The organism is Stenotrophomonas sp. Bg11-02 (genome assembly GCF_002836635.1).
GTDB lineage: Bacteria > Pseudomonadota > Gammaproteobacteria > Xanthomonadales > Xanthomonadaceae > Stenotrophomonas > Stenotrophomonas lacuserhaii.
Map to the genome: position 1 here is coordinate 34,357 of NZ_PJAY01000067.1, position 14,132 is coordinate 48,488.

Genomic DNA, 14,132 nt, shown 5'->3' on the forward strand with positions numbered 1-14,132 from the left:
TTGGCGCACCCCCTTCAACAAACCGCCAGCGGTTTGCCCACGCATTCCACCTTAACCCCCGCGCCGTTGGCGCACCCCCTTCAACAAGAAGGGGGTTTTCCTCCATCTGGATTCACGTTGTCCTGAAGGATCTACGCAACATGCTGGAACAGACGCTTCATCACCTGCAGGCCCTGGTGTCTTTCGATACCCGCAATCCGCCGCGTGCGATCACCACGGGGGGAATCTTCGATTACCTGCGCGACAACCTGCCCGGCTTCCAGGTAGAGGTGATCGACCATGGTGACGGGGCGGTCAGCCTGCATGCGGTGCGTGGTACGCCGAAGTATCTGTTCAACGTGCACCTGGATACCGTGCCGGACTCGCCCCACTGGAGCGCGGATCCGCATGTGATGCGTCGCCTGGACGACCGCGTGGTCGGGCTGGGCGTGTGTGACATCAAGGGCGCGGCCGCGGCGCTGGTGGCTGCCGCCAATGCCAGCGAAGGTGATGCGGCATTCCTGTTTTCCAGCGACGAAGAAGCCAACGATCCGCGCTGCATTGCCGCCTTTCTGGCCCGTGGCCTGCCCTACGAGGCGGTGCTGGTGGCCGAGCCGACCATGAGCGAGGCGGTGCTGGCCCACCGTGGCATCAGCTCGGTGCTGATGCAGTTCGCCGGTCGCGCCGGCCACGCGTCGGGCAAGCAGGATGCGGCCGCCAGCGCGTTGCACCAGGCGATGCGCTGGGGCAACCGCGCGCTGGATCATGTGGAATCGTTGTCCTCGGCACGCTTCGGTGGGCTGACCGGGCTGCGTTTCAACATCGGCCGCGTGGAAGGCGGGATCAAGGCCAACATGATCGCGCCAGCGGCCGAGCTGCGCTTTGGTTTCCGTCCGCTGCCGTCGATGGACATCGATGCGCTGCTGGCCACCTTCGCCGGCCTGGCCGAGCCGGAAGCGGCGCTGTTCACCGAAACCTTCCGTGGCCCCAGCCTTCCGGCCGGGGACATCGCCGATGCCGAGAACCGGCGCCTTGCCGCGCGTGACGTGGCCGATGCGCTGGACCTGCCGATCGGCAACGCGGTGGATTTCTGGACCGAAGCCTCGCTGTTCTCCGCCGGTGGCTACACCACCCTGGTGTTCGGCCCGGGCGACATCGCCCAGGCCCATACCGCCGATGAGTTCGTGACGCTGGAACAACTGCAGCGCTATGCCGACGCCGTGCACCGGATCATCAGCGCCGGTGCGTGAACCCCCCGATGCCGTCGTGCCCCGGCACGGCGGAACTGCAACGCGGCCCCCGCCGCCTGTGATGAAACCGAAATGTCCCCAGCCTTCCAGCCTCATCGCCAGACCCGCCAGACCATCGTGCGCCTGCTTTCCAGCATGGCCAGCGCGAAGGAAATCAGCCAGTACCTCAAGCGTTTTTCGCAGCTCGACGCCAAACGCTTCGCGGTGGTGAAAGTGGGCGGGGCGGTGCTGCGCGATGACCTCGAGGCGCTGACGTCCTCGCTGTCGTTCCTGCAGGAAGTCGGGCTGACCCCGATCGTGCTGCACGGTGCCGGCCCGCAGCTGGACACCGAGCTGGCCGCTGCCGGCATCGAAAAGCAGACCATCAACGGCCTGCGCGTGACCTCGCCGGAAGCGCTGGCGATCGTGCGCCAGGTCTTCCAGCAGTCCAACCTGCGGCTGGTGGAAGCGCTGCAGCAGAACGGTGCGCGTGCCACGTCCATCACCGGTGGCGTGTTCGAAGCCGAGTACATGGACCAGGCCACCTATGGATTGGTCGGCGAAGTGAAGAAGGTCAACCTGGCGCCGATCGAAGCCAGCCTGCGTGCCGGCTCGATCCCGGTCATCACCAGCCTGGGCGAAACCCGTAGCGGGCAGATCCTCAACGTCAACGCCGACTTCGCCGCCAACGAACTGGTGCAGGAGCTGCAGCCGTACAAGATCATCTTCCTGACCGGCACCGGCGGGCTGCTGGACGAGGAGGGCAGGGTGATCGATTCGATCAACCTGTCCACCGAGTACGAACACCTGATGAGCCAGCCGTGGATCCACGGCGGCATGAAGGTGAAGATCGAGCAGATCAAGTCGCTGCTGGACCGGCTGCCGCTGGAGTCGTCGGTGTCGATCACCCGGCCGGCCGACCTGGCCAAGGAACTGTTCACCCATAAAGGCTCCGGTACGCTGGTGCGCAAGGGCGAACGCGTGCTGCGCGCGACGTCGTGGGACGAACTGGACCTGCCGCGCCTGCGCGGGCTGATCGAATCCAGTTTCGGCCGCGTGCTGGTGCCGGATTACTTCGACAAGACCCGCCTGCTGCGCGCGTATGTCAGCGAGAACTACCGCACTGCGGTGATCCTCACCGACGAAGCGGAAGGCGTGTACCTGGATAAATTCGCAGTGCTCGACGACGCACAGGGCGAGGGCCTGGGCCGGGCGGTGTGGAACGTGATGCTGGACGAGACCCCGCAGCTGTTCTGGCGCTCGCGCAACGGCAACCCGATCAACCACTTCTACTACGCCGAATCCGATGGCTGCTACAAACAGGGCACGTGGAAGACCTTCTGGTTCGGTGCCGATGGCTTTGACCGCATCAAGGCCTACGTCGACCACTGCGCGCAGCGTTCGCCGAGCCTGCTCGGATGAGCACGCCCTCCGAGTGGACCGCTGCGCCGACCCTGTCAGGCCGCCACGTTTCGCTTGAACCGCTGCAGGCCGCACACGTGCCGGGCCTGCAGCGCGCCGTGGAAGGCACCGGGCTGGACCAGCTGTGGTTCACCCAGGTGCCGTCGCCCTCGGGCGTGGCTGACTATGTCGAGGCGGCGCTGCAGGCGCAGGGCGAAGGCACGATGCTGCCGATGGTGATCCGTGATGCAAGCGGAGAGATCGTTGGTACCACGCGCTATTACGGACTGGATGCCAGCGTGCCCAAGCTGAGCATCGGCTATACCTGGCATGCACCGCGCGTGCAGCGCAGCGGGGTCAATACCGAGGCCAAGCTGCTGTTGCTGCGGCATGCCTTCGAAACGCTCGGCTGCCTGGCCGTGGTGTTTGAAACCAGCTGGTTCAACCATGCCTCGCGCACGGCCATCGCGCGCCTTGGCGCCAAGCAGGACGGCGTGCTGCGCAACCATACCCGGCATCCCGACGGCACGCCGCGCGATACCGTCGTTTTCTCCATCATCGATACGGAATGGGCGGCGGTGAAACGCCACCTGCAGTTCCGCCTGGATACCCACGCATGAACGAAACAACCTTCACCCTGGGCATCGTCGGTGCCCGCGGCCACACCGGGGCAGAGCTGATCAAACTGGTGGCCGCGCATCCGCGCCTGCAGTTGGCTTTCGTGTCCTCGCGCGAGCGCGCCGGGCAGCGGCTGGCCGAGCACCACCCGGAAATCGCCGGCGAGCTGCAGTACGAAAACCTGGACGCCGACGCGGTAGCCGCCAAGGGCGTGGACGCGGTGATCCTGGCGCTGCCCAATGGCCTGGCCGCACCGTTCGTCGCCGCGCTGCAGGCCGCCAGGCCGGACACGGTCATCGTGGACCTTTCCGCTGACTACCGCTTCGAGGGAAGCTGGTACTACGGCCTGCCCGAGCTGACCCGCGGCAACTACAACGGTGAGAAGCACATCAGCAACCCGGGGTGTTATGCCACCGCGATGCAGTTGGCGATCCACCCGTTGCTGGACCTGCTGGCCGGTCCGCCGCAGTGCTTCGGTGTTTCCGGTTATTCCGGCGCCGGCACCACGCCTTCGGACAAGAACAATCCGGAACTGCTGGCCGACAACCTGATGCCGTACGCATTGACCAACCACGTCCACGAGCGCGAGGTGTCCGCGCACCTGCGCGTGCCCGTGGAGTTCATGCCGCACGTGGCGCCGCACTTCCGCGGTATCACCATGACGGTCAATATCTGGCTCAACCAGGCGCAGACCCGCGAACAGATCGCCGCGCGCTTCACCGATGCCTATGCCGGTGAGCCGCTTATCGAAGTGGTCGACGAAGCGCCGTGGGTGAGCCGCATCGCCGGCCGCCACGGCGTGCAGGTCGGCGGGTTCACCGTGGCACCCGGCGGCAAGCGGGTGGTGGTGGTGGCCACGCTGGACAACCTGTTGAAGGGCGCAGCCACCCAGACCATGCAGAACCTCAACCTCGCCCTGGGCATCGACGAACTTACTTCGATCCCGCACTGATTGAATCAACGGGCGGCCCACGCCGCCGATGGAGCACAGCATGGCAGACCTTCTGTGGCAGAAGCCGGGCGTCGCGGTCGACGCAAAGATCCAGACCTTCCTCGCCGGTGATGACGTGATCCTGGATCGCGAGTTCTTCCTGCATGACATCGCCGCCAGTGCCGCGCATGCCGAGGGCCTGCAGCACATCGGCATTCTCAGTGCCGACGAGCTGGCTGGGTTGCAGCGTGAACTGGAGGTGCTGGCCGATGACTTCCGCGCCGGCCGGTTCGTGCTTGACGAACAGTACGAAGACGGCCATTCGGCCATCGAAGCGCGCCTGACCGACCGTCTTGGCGATGCCGGCCGCCGCATCCACACCGGCCGCAGCCGCAACGACCAGGTGCTGGTGGCGACCCGGCTGTGGCTGAAGGAAAAGCTGCAGCGCGTGGCGCAGCTCAGCGCGGAGATTGCCAAGGTGGCGCTGGACCGTGCTGAAGCCGAAAAGGACCTGCCGATCCCGGGCTATACGCACATCCAGCGTGCCGTCGTTTCCTCCGCCGGCATGTGGTGGGCCGGCTGGGCCGAGGCGTTCATCGACAACGCTGTCCGCGCCCGCGATACACACGCGCTGGTGGATGCCAATCCGCTGGGTACCGCCGCCGGCTACGGCGTGAACCTGCCGTTGGACCGTGAACACACCACTGCCGCGCTCGGCTTCGCGCGCATGCAGGTATCGCCGATCTACGCGCAGCTGTCGCGCGGCAAGTTCGAGATGGCCGCGTTGGAAGCACTCGGTGGCGCCACCCTGGACCTGCGCCGCATCGCATGGGACCTGTCGCTGTTCACCAGCGCGGAATTCGGCTTCGTGGCACTGCCCGCGCAGTACACCACCGGCAGCTCGATCATGCCCAACAAGCGCAATCCCGATGTCATCGAGCTGATGCGCGCCACCCATGCCAGCGTCGCCGCTGCCCGTACCGAGATCGAGCAGTTGCTCTCGCTGCCGTCCGGCTACCACCGTGACCTGCAGGGCTCCAAGGGCGCGATCTTCCATGGCTTCGGCCGCGGCCTGGCCGCGCTGGAACTGCTGCCGGCACTGCTGGCCAACCTGGAATGGCGCAATGACAAGCTGCTGGCTGGCATCGATTCGGGCATGTACGCCACCGATGTGGCGGTCGAGGCGGCTGTGGCCGGCGTACCGTTCCGCGAGGCCTACAAGGCCGCTGCCGCAGGTGCGGACACGGCCGGGCAGGGCCGTACGCCGGAAGGCAGCCTGGCCGCCCGGGTGTCGCCCGGCGCCGCCGCCGACCTGCGCCTGGACGTCCTGCGCGCGCGCTGGCAGGCGCTGGCCTGATGGCCGGCACCGTCTACCTGGTGATGGCGATGCGCCGGCCGGATTTCGACCCGGCGGCAGTGCAGCCACACATCGCTTTCCTCGACGAACTGCGTGCCGCCGGCCAGCTGCAGCTGACCGGTGGTTTCAGTGACGGCAGCGGTGGCGCCTACGTGCTGTGCAACGTCGCCAGCCTGGAACAGGCGCGTGCCATCGTCGCGCGCGATCCGCTGGTGACCCTGCAGTCTTCGGACCTGACCGTCCACGAATGGACCACCCGCTGAGCCCCTGATGAGCGACCCTGCCGCCATGACCGCATCGCCGTTTCCCGAACAAGCGTTGCCGGACTGGCGGCGCGCCGTGCTGAAGGTCGGCAGCAGCCTGCTCGCCGCCGATGGCGGCGGGCTGTCCCCGCGCTACGCATTGGGGCTTGCCCAGTTCGTATCGGCCAACGTACTGGCCGGCCGCGAGGTGGTGATCGTGTCTTCCGGCGCGGTCGCCGCCGGCCGCGCGATCCTGCCGCGGGTGGAGGCCAATGGCGCGGCGATGGCTGCCCGCCAGGCGTTGGCCGCACTCGGCCAGGCCCAGCTGATCGGGCTGTGGCAACGCTTCTTCGAACGTCCCGTGGCGCAGGTGCTGCTTACCCATGATGACCTGCGCAACCGCCGTCGCTACCTCAACGCCCGTGCCACGCTCAACGAGCTGTTGCGGCTGGGCGCGCTGCCGGTGGTCAATGAAAATGACACGGTATCGGTGGACGAGCTCAAGCTTGGCGACAACGACAACCTGGCCGCTACCGTGGCGGCGCTGGTGGATGCCGATGTGCTGTTCATCGCCACCGACATCGACGGCCTGTACAGCGCCGATCCGCGCCGGGATGCGTCTGCACGGCCGATCGCGCAGGTGCATGAACTGACTGCCGAGGTGCTGGCGATGGCCGGGGGCAGCGGCAGCAGCGCCGGCACCGGCGGCATGCGTACCAAACTGGAAGCCGCAGCCAAGGCAGCGCGGCTGGGCATCGAGACGATCCTGTTCAATGGCCGCAACGGCGATGTGGTGCGTGCGCTGGCACAGGGGCGCCTGCAGGGAACGCGCCTGCATGCCGCGCAGAGTCGCGAGGCCGCACGCAAGTACTGGCTGCGGCACGCACCCGTGGAACCCGGGGTGATCTGGGTCGACGATGGCGCGGTGCAGGCAATGCGGGCCAAGGGGGCTTCGCTGTTGCCCGGCGGCATCACCGGCGCGCACGGGGAGTTCCGCCGCGGCGACATGGTGGAGATCCGCTCCCGGGCGGGCGATGCAGGCAGCGAGGTCAGCGTGGCACGCGGCATCACCCAGTATGCGGCCAGCGACATACGCCGCATCGCTGGTCGCCATTCGCGCGACATCGAAGCGGCACTGGGCTACAACTATGGTGGAAACGTCGTGCACCGCGACGACCTGGTGCTGGTATGAACCACGAGGCGATTCCCATGAGTGACATCGAACAACAGGCACGCGCCTGCCGTGCCGCCGCCACCATGGTGGCCGGGCTGGACACGGCGCAGCGCGGCGCGCTGCTGCGGGCCATGGCTGCGGCGCTGGAATCCAACGCTGGACAGATCCTGGCCGGCAATGCGCGTGACCTTGCCGCAGCACGCGCGAAGGGCATCGGCAACGCCATGCTGGATCGCCTGATGCTGGACCCGTCGCGGCTGTTCGCCATGGCCGAGGCAGTGCGCGAGGTGGCCGGGCTGCCGGACCCGGTGGGCCAGGTGACGCGCGACGACGTGCGCCCCAATGGGATCCGCGTGCAGAAAGTGCGCGTGCCGTTGGGGGTGATCGCGATGATCTACGAGGCGCGGCCCAACGTCACCGCCGAGGCCGCGGCGCTGTGCCTGAGGGCCGGCAACGGGGTGATCCTGCGCGGCGGCTCGGAGGCGATCCATTCCAATACCGCGATCGCCGCTGCGCTGGGCAGTGCATTGGCGGCCCACGGGGTGCCGGAGGCGGCGGTGACGGTGCTGACCGACCTGCGCCGCGAGGCGATGCTGGAACTGCTGCAGCTGCACGAGCTGATCGATCTGGCGATTCCGCGCGGAGGAGAAGGCCTGATCCGCTTCGTCGCCGAGCATGCGCGCGTGCCGGTGATCAAGCACTACAAGGGCGTCTGCCACCTGTTCGTGGATGCCAGCGCCGATATCGGCCAAGCCCTCGAACTGCTGGTTGATGGCAAGTGCAGCCGGCCCTCGGCGTGCAATTCGCTGGAAACCCTGTTGGTACATCGTGATATCGCCGGGGAATTCCTGCCGCGCGCCGGCGAGGCCCTGGCTTCGCGCGGCGTGGAGCTGCGCGCCGATGCGCTGTCACAGCCGTTGCTGCCGGGCAGCACGTCTGCTTCCGATGAGGACTACGCGGCCGAGTTCCTGGATCTGATCATCGCGGTGAGAGTGGTGGATGACGTGGAGGCTGCGATCACGCATATCCGCGGTTACACCTCCGACCACACCGAAGTGATCGCTACCCAGGACGCCGCCAATGCCGAGCGTTTCATCCATGCGCTGCAATCGGCAGTGGTGATGGTCAACGCCTCTTCGCGCTTTTCCGATGGCGGCCAGCTCGGCTTGGGCAGCGAGATCGGCATCTCCACCACGCGCCTGCATGCGTACGGCCCGATGGGTCTGGAAGCGTTGACGGTGGAACGTTTCGTGGTGCGCGGGGAAGGGCAGGTGCGTACGGCAAAGGTGTGACGACCAACGGTCGTCACCCACCGGGGCGAGTCGTCACCCGGTAGCGCCGAGCCACTGCGGGTCGTCACCCGGTAGCGCCGAGCCATGCTCGGCGAGCGCAGCGGCAAAGATGTGACGACCAACGGTCGTCACCCACGACGGCCAGGCGCTGACAGCCAGCGGCCGTCACTACCGGAAAGCAGGTTGCGTCAGCACCTGTTCGGTCATGCCGACCGGGCGTGCATCATCGTCCATGTGCAGCGTGACCGCCTTCGCGCCGGACAGCTGGCGTGCCAGCGCATCGCTGGCCCCCAGGTCACGCGCGATCTCCGGCAGTTCGGCATCCACGCGCGGGGCGCGGCGCTCCTTGCCCCCGAAACGGTAGCGGTTGTACTCCGCCCACAGGATCAGCAGCGCCGCGCAACCGATCAGCAATACCGGCAGGGCGATGACCAGGAATGGATCGAGCTGCTGCTTGCGCTCGTACAGCTGGATCCAGGCCAGGCGGCCGCCCACCAGCCAGGACATCAGGGTCAGCACCGGCGCCCATAGATAGAAATAGAACGCCCAGAAGGCGATGGTGACGAAGCCCCACGCGGTGCGCTGCAGGCGGGGTTGCCGGCGCGGCTTCTGGATGAGGCGCGAATCAAAGCGACGGGACGGCTTGTTGGCGTTCATCGAATTCCCCGGTCCGGGCTGACCCAGGTGGCGCGCTTCCTGCCTCGCTTCAGCAGTGTCTTCGGCAGTGCCACCAGGGTGGTGAAGAGGCTGATCAACCAGTAGGCCATCGGGTACCAGATCACCCAGAAGTAATTACGGCCGATGTTGATTTCGTAACGACGGTCGATGATCAGGCTGCTGGCGAACTGCAGCAGGCAGACCAGCGCCAGGATCACCCCGTGCCACTGCGGCAGCAGCGTCTGGATGTACAGCGACGGCGGCAGTTCGACGACCTTGCCCAGCGCCCACAACACGATGATCAACAGCATCACATAGGCCCACAGCACGCTGAAGATGTACTCCACCAGCACGCCCCACATGCGGCGCTTGCGCCAGTTGAACAGGCTCATGCCATGCCGCAGCAGCACCTCCACGCCACCCTGGGCCCAGCGCAGGCGCTGCTTCCACAGCCCGCGCAGGGTTTCCGGCATCAGGATGAAGCACAGCGCGTTGGGTTCGTACCGGATGTCCCAGTGGTCCAGCTGCAGGCGCCAGCTGATGTCGATGTCTTCGGTGACCATGTCATCGGCCCAGTAGCCGATGCGGTGCAGGGCGGTGCGGCGGAAGCCGGCGATCACCCCGGAGATGGTGAAGATGCGCCCGTACACGCGCTGGGCCCGCTTGATCATGCCGATGATGGAAGAGAATTCGGCCACCTGCAGGCGGCCCAGAAGTGTGGAGCGGTTGCGGATGCGCGGGTTGCCGGTGACCGCGCCCACGCGGGGGCCACTGGTGAGATGCCAGACCATCCAGTGCATGGCGTGCTCTTCCAGCATCGCATCGCCATCGATGCAGACCAGGTACTCCGAGCGCGCGGCCAATGCCCCCATGCGCAGCGCATTGGCCTTGCCCAGGTTGCGGTCCAGGTGCACCACGCGCAGGCGCGGATGGATCGCCGCCAGCGCATCCAGGCGCGCGCCGGTGTCGTCGCCGCTGCCATCGTTGATGGCGATCACCTCGAAGTCCGGGTAACGCTGCGCCAGCGCCGCGCCGATGGTGTCGTCCAGGTTGTCCGATTCGTTGTGGCACGGAATCAGCAGCGAAGTGAACAGGTACTCGTCCATCGGCGGCGGATCATTGCGGTCGCGCGACTTCCGCTCGCGGCGGAGAAAGTAGTACAGGCCTCCCGACATCCAGAAGAACGCCATCACCATCGGGTAGAAGAAGGCGAACTGGAACAGGTAGTAGACAGGCGTGTGGTCCATGTCACCGCTCCGGATAGGGGAAGTTGCGCGCCGACATCGCCGCGCGTGCATCGGCGGTGGACGGCTCGTCGGCGATGAAGTCATCCGGGTACCAGGCCAGGTGACGAACGCCCTGTGCCTGCAGGCGACGTACCTGCGCACGCAGGCGCTCGCCGGGGATCGCGGTCCGGGTACGCCAGTCAACGGTCTGCAGCTCGAACAGGGTGTGCTTCAGCTCCGGATCGTGTTCACGCACCGCAGCCACCAGCCGGTCCAGCCAGCGCTCGGGGTGGCGGCTGCCTTCCATCCAGGGCATCGCCATCAGGGCGGTATGGTCGTAGGCGGCGTTGAACAGGTCCAGGCGCTGGGCGAACCATGCCGCGCTCTGCGGCTCCAGCACCGGCTGCGCATACAGGTTGCGCACGGTGCCCAGCTTCGGCCGCCAGCGCTGCGCACGGTCACGCAGGGCCAGGGTGAAGTCGATCAGCGCCTGGGTGCGGTTGCCGTCCAGGCCTTCCTGCGCCAGGCCGGTGAGTTCGGTATCGCGTACGTAGGCATCGTCGTGGAACAGCAGCCCTTCGAAGTAGGAGTTGATCGCCAGGTCTTCGTAGATGTCCAGGATGATCTGGCGCGCGGCCGGCTTGGTGAAGTCCATCCGGTACATGCCGTCTTTTTCCGGACTGGCGATGCCCAGCGCCTGCTTCTGCGCCGGATCGGGCAGTTCATAGCCCAGCACCGGCAGCCACGCGTATACCTTGACGCCTGCACGGGTCTTCAACTGCCATGCCACGCGGTTGAACAGGTCCGCGCGCATCGGCAGGTGGCGATTGGGGAAATACAGCGCATCGGCGGTGTTGTTGCCGTCCGGGTCGGCGAAGGCCTGCAGGTAGACGTGGGTCGGGCCGATCTTCTTGACCCGGTCGATCAGCGTGTCCAGGTTGCGCGCCAGCTGCGCCGGGTCCTTGTCATACACCGCGTCCATGTCGATCTGCAGGGCGCGGGTGCCGTCCAGGGTGGTGTTGCGGCGCAGTTCGAAGGCCAGCCCGGTGACGTTTGGATTGCCGGTCACCAGCAGCCGCGCCAGGCCGTGCAGGTCGCGCGTGACCGGCGTGCTGCGACCTTCCAGGTCGAAGGAAACCGGCATGCCGAGCTGCTCGGCGATCTCGTTGCTGAGCTGGTTGTAGGCCGCGTACGGCCAGACGATCGCCTGCGGACGCACGCCGAGGTTCTTTTCAATGAGTCCGGCACTGCGCGAAAGGTCATCGCGCAGGCGCTTTTCGTAGGCCGCCGCGGTCTCGTAGCGGCCGGTGGCCGGATCAAAGGCACGGGTGATCACCGCGGGAGTGGAATTGCCCTGCGGGTTGGACTGCACGCCGTGGTGCTGGTTGTCGGTATGGCTGGCCAGCTCGATCAAGCCGCTGTCCTTCATCTCGCGCAGTTGCTCCCAGGTCAGGAAATCATCGCGACCGAACGGCCGGTAGCCGTAATCGATGGTGCGATCCGGCGCCATGTCCACGTAGTCGGTGATCACCGCCACCAGGGCGGGATAGTCGTACGCGCGCAGCAGCGGGTAGACCTTGCTGTAGACGCTGCGCAGGCCGTCATCGAAGGTCAGCAGCACCGGCTTGGACGGCAGCACCGCTTCGCCACGCGATGCCTTGACCAGCTGGCTCAGCGAGATCGGGTGGTAGCCGTGCGCGGACAGCCAGTCCAGATGTGCAGCGAAGTTCTGCGTGCTCACCGCATAGGCATCCGGATCGCCCTTGGCCGCTACGTCATCACGGATGTCGTGGTAGCTCAGCACCAGCAGGCCGTTGCCGGCCGCATCCAGTTCCGGGCGGGTCTGCGCCTGCAGCGGCGCGCACAGCGCCAGCAGCACCAGCAGGACCATCATCATCGGCAGTCGCATGTTGTTCACCCGCATCTCATTCTCCCCAGCGCAGGCCGGCTTCCAGGCCGACATGCCGCTCGCGTTGACCGTCATACACCGGACGCGACCAGCGCACCCCGTACTCGAAAATCCGCCCCGCGCCGATCTGCCACTCATGGCGATACTCAACCGAGGGCACCAGTGCGCTGCCGAAGCTTTCCTGCCAGTAGTCGCCTACCGACACGGTCAGGCGGTGGCGGAAATGCTTCTCGTAATGCCGCCACAACTGCTGGTCGATGCGCAGGCCGATCTCCACGGAGCGGTCGCGGGAGGGATTGAAGTAGGGCACCTCATCGCGGCTGCCACGGCTGGCATACAGGCTGCCCAGCCCATCCACCTGCAGGGTCGGGCGGCTCAGCAGGCGCTGTTCCACCGAGGTGCTGATGGTGTCGCGGTGGTTGCCATCGTCATAGCGGTACTGGCTGGCGCCGATCCGCCACTGCGTGCGCTCGTTGCGGGTATAGGTGCTGGCCAGCGCCACGCTGTCGGCGGTGATGCCGGACACGCGGGCCTGCATCGAGGCATCGGCATCGTTGCGTGCGGCACTTGCGCCGAGATGCCACTGGTCGTTGAACTGCCAGCCGAGCCCCGCGCGCAGGCCGGTATCGCCGACGTCGTCATTCGGATGCAAGGCCACCAGTTCGCCGTCCAGCTGGTCGAAGCGGTAGGTCACCCCGGCACCGAACCACCACGGGTTGATGCGCTGGTTCTGGAAGTCCACCGAACGGCGGTCGGCGAAGGCCAGCACCCGCCAGCGATCGGCCAGGATCGGCGAGGACGCGCTCACGCGGTAACTGCCATCGTCGTTGCCCAGCGGCGAAGCGCCGCCGCCGCCACTGCTGCGGCCGACTTCTGCATTGGCGTCCAGCTGCCAGCCGCGGTGTGCGCGCCAGGCACGGTCCATGCGCTGCACCGAAGGCTGGTTCGGATAGCGGGCAAGCAGGTCGTCATGTATCGGGCGGGCAAGGTCGTCGCGCTGCAGCGCGATGTGCGACTCGAACATGCCGATGCGCGGGGAGACATCGCGCGGATCCAGCGTATAGGCCAGCTGATGGCGTTCCAAGGCACGCCGCGGCCAGCCGCGCATCTGGTAGACGCCGCCCAGCGCAGTCTGCAGGCCCCCGTTGCCCGGCCCGGTGGCCACCATCTGCTCCAGCTCGCCCTGGGCGGACGGAAGGTCGTTGCTGTAGGCGCGGATCATCGCCAGGTTGAGGTCGGCCTCATAGCGGGCCCAGTTCGCATAGGGGGCACGCGCATTCGGGCCCCAGCGCCAGATCGGCTCGTCTTTCTGCCAGCTCACCAGATAGTCGATGGCGGTGCCGGCCTGCTCGGTTTCCAGGTACGCATAGGCCAGTTCCGAGCGTGCCTGGAAGCGCGAGGGGTCATTCTTCACCGCCTGCGACAGCACCGGGATCGCCTCGTCCGGATGCTGGGTAGCCATCAGTGAATCGCCCACCGCCGGCAGCACGTAGTCGGGCAGCTCCACGCCATCGGCGCGCAGGGCGAGATATTCCCCGCGCAACTGGGCGTGGCGGGACAGGCGGTTGAGCAGGATCAGGCGGTCCAGGCGGATGCGCCGGGGGGCCTGCGCCAGCGGGGTGCCGTTGCGCTGCAGGTACTTTTCCATCAGCGCCAGGGTGTCTTCGGCTTCCTCCAGGCGGGTGTCTTCGCTTTCGCCGTAGGCCATGCTCCAGCCGACCAGGCGGGCCAGGTAGTCCGCTTCGAAGCGTTCCTTCTGAGCCGCATCGAACAGCTCCGGGCGCGCCTGGTACATCTGCCAGGCCCGACTGGCGTTGCCGATGTCGCCCAGGGTCAGCACCTGCAGCTTGTACAGCAGGTCATCACCGGGGCTGGACTGCTGCGCGCGCTCGATCGCCGCCAGCGCGTCCAGCCACTGGGCCTGGTCGCGATGGCGGCTGATTTCAGCCATCTGCCCGGCGCGGTTGGACGGGGCAGGGGCGGCGTGCGCGCCTGTCGCCAGGACGAGGCAGGCCAGGCCGACGCAACGCGCCAGCGGACGATGGACAGACATGAAACCCCCAGCAGCTGGTTCGTGCGATGAAGAATTGGAAAGTGTGACGCACATCACGTGCCAA

12 protein-coding genes are annotated in these 14,132 nt (G+C 66.8%); 8 read left to right on the forward strand and 4 right to left on the reverse strand.

Translation table 11 applies throughout. The features are described 5' to 3' along the window. The first annotated feature begins 140 nt into the window (after positions 1–140). From CXG43_RS15225 to CXG43_RS15260, 8 genes are all read left to right on the forward strand, one after another. Complete coding sequence (locus CXG43_RS15225) at positions 141–1,229, forward strand: acetylornithine deacetylase (RefSeq protein WP_101100694.1); 1,089 nt, start codon at positions 141–143, stop codon at positions 1,227–1,229. Positions 1,230–1,301: 72 nt separating this feature from the next. Next, the gene (locus tag CXG43_RS15230; protein WP_101100695.1) at positions 1,302–2,630 is read left to right on the forward strand and encodes an acetylglutamate kinase; all 1,329 of its coding nucleotides are present in this window, start codon (positions 1,302–1,304) and stop codon (positions 2,628–2,630) included. Then, the gene (locus tag CXG43_RS15235) at positions 2,627–3,229 is read left to right on the forward strand and encodes a GNAT family protein (RefSeq protein WP_101100696.1); all 603 of its coding nucleotides are present in this window, start codon (positions 2,627–2,629) and stop codon (positions 3,227–3,229) included. The genes CXG43_RS15230 and CXG43_RS15235 overlap by 4 nt, the downstream gene beginning before the upstream one ends. Beyond that, positions 3,226–4,179 carry an N-acetyl-gamma-glutamyl-phosphate reductase gene (argC, locus tag CXG43_RS15240; protein WP_101100697.1) on the forward strand — a complete coding sequence of 318 codons (954 nt, stop codon included), beginning with the start codon at positions 3,226–3,228 and terminating at the stop codon, positions 4,177–4,179. The genes CXG43_RS15235 and argC overlap by 4 nt, the downstream gene beginning before the upstream one ends. A 40-nt stretch (positions 4,180–4,219) precedes the next feature. Beyond that, positions 4,220–5,515 (forward strand): argininosuccinate lyase, encoded by a 1,296-nt coding sequence (argH, locus tag CXG43_RS15245; RefSeq protein ID WP_101100773.1) that lies wholly within the window; start codon positions 4,220–4,222, stop codon positions 5,513–5,515. Beyond that, positions 5,515–5,778, forward strand: a complete 264-nt coding sequence (locus tag CXG43_RS15250; protein ID WP_101100698.1) for a YciI family protein — start codon at positions 5,515–5,517, stop codon at positions 5,776–5,778. The genes argH and CXG43_RS15250 overlap by 1 nt, the downstream gene beginning before the upstream one ends. Positions 5,779–5,785: 7 nt before the next feature. Continuing rightward, complete coding sequence (gene proB / locus CXG43_RS15255) at positions 5,786–6,949, forward strand: glutamate 5-kinase (RefSeq protein WP_101100699.1); 1,164 nt, start codon at positions 5,786–5,788, stop codon at positions 6,947–6,949. 17 nt (positions 6,950–6,966) lie between these two features. Next, positions 6,967–8,223, forward strand: coding sequence for a glutamate-5-semialdehyde dehydrogenase (locus CXG43_RS15260; protein ID WP_101100700.1), 1,257 nt, complete (start codon positions 6,967–6,969; stop codon positions 8,221–8,223). A 168-nt stretch (positions 8,224–8,391) separates the two neighbouring features. On the opposite strand, the gene pgaD is transcribed toward CXG43_RS15260, so the two are convergent. Genes pgaD through pgaA form a run of 4 tightly spaced genes read right to left on the reverse strand, consistent with a single transcriptional unit; the run spans position 8,392 to position 14,068 of the window. Further along, entirely contained in the window at positions 8,392–8,880 is a 489-nt protein-coding gene (gene pgaD, locus CXG43_RS15265) for a poly-beta-1,6-N-acetyl-D-glucosamine biosynthesis protein PgaD (RefSeq protein WP_101100701.1), read from the reverse strand. Next, positions 8,877–10,127 (reverse strand): poly-beta-1,6-N-acetyl-D-glucosamine synthase, encoded by a 1,251-nt coding sequence (gene pgaC, locus CXG43_RS15270; RefSeq protein WP_101100702.1) that lies wholly within the window; start codon positions 10,125–10,127, stop codon positions 8,877–8,879. The genes pgaD and pgaC overlap by 4 nt, the downstream gene beginning before the upstream one ends. A gap of 1 nt (position 10,128) precedes the next feature. Then, entirely contained in the window at positions 10,129–12,015 is a 1,887-nt protein-coding gene (gene pgaB / locus CXG43_RS15275; RefSeq protein WP_101100774.1) for a poly-beta-1,6-N-acetyl-D-glucosamine N-deacetylase PgaB, read from the reverse strand. A gap of 16 nt (positions 12,016–12,031) precedes the next feature. After that, positions 12,032–14,068 (reverse strand): poly-beta-1,6 N-acetyl-D-glucosamine export porin PgaA, encoded by a 2,037-nt coding sequence (pgaA, locus tag CXG43_RS15280; protein WP_101100703.1) that lies wholly within the window; start codon positions 14,066–14,068, stop codon positions 12,032–12,034. Positions 14,069–14,132: the final 64 nt, after the last annotated feature.

Excerpts from the sequence above, each read along its gene's own strand:
- CXG43_RS15230 (WP_101100695.1), top strand. The coding sequence starts at position 1,302 with ATGTCCCCAGCCTTCCAGCCTCATCGCCAGACCCGCCAGACCATCGTG.
- pgaC (WP_101100702.1), bottom strand. The coding sequence starts at position 10,127 with ATGGACCACACGCCTGTCTACTACCTGTTCCAGTTCGCCTTCTTCTAC.
- pgaA (WP_101100703.1), bottom strand. The coding sequence starts at position 14,068 with ATGTCTGTCCATCGTCCGCTGGCGCGTTGCGTCGGCCTGGCCTGCCTC.
- argC (WP_101100697.1), top strand. The coding sequence starts at position 3,226 with ATGAACGAAACAACCTTCACCCTGGGCATCGTCGGTGCCCGCGGCCAC.
- CXG43_RS15250 (WP_101100698.1), top strand. The coding sequence starts at position 5,515 with ATGGCCGGCACCGTCTACCTGGTGATGGCGATGCGCCGGCCGGATTTC.
- CXG43_RS15260 (WP_101100700.1), top strand. The coding sequence starts at position 6,967 with ATGAGTGACATCGAACAACAGGCACGCGCCTGCCGTGCCGCCGCCACC.
- CXG43_RS15235 (WP_101100696.1), top strand. The coding sequence starts at position 2,627 with ATGAGCACGCCCTCCGAGTGGACCGCTGCGCCGACCCTGTCAGGCCGC.
- pgaD (WP_101100701.1), bottom strand. The coding sequence starts at position 8,880 with ATGAACGCCAACAAGCCGTCCCGTCGCTTTGATTCGCGCCTCATCCAG.
- proB (WP_101100699.1), top strand. The coding sequence starts at position 5,786 with ATGAGCGACCCTGCCGCCATGACCGCATCGCCGTTTCCCGAACAAGCG.
- pgaB (WP_101100774.1), bottom strand. The coding sequence starts at position 12,015 with ATGCGACTGCCGATGATGATGGTCCTGCTGGTGCTGCTGGCGCTGTGC.
- CXG43_RS15225 (WP_101100694.1), top strand. The coding sequence starts at position 141 with ATGCTGGAACAGACGCTTCATCACCTGCAGGCCCTGGTGTCTTTCGAT.
- argH (WP_101100773.1), top strand. The coding sequence starts at position 4,220 with ATGGCAGACCTTCTGTGGCAGAAGCCGGGCGTCGCGGTCGACGCAAAG.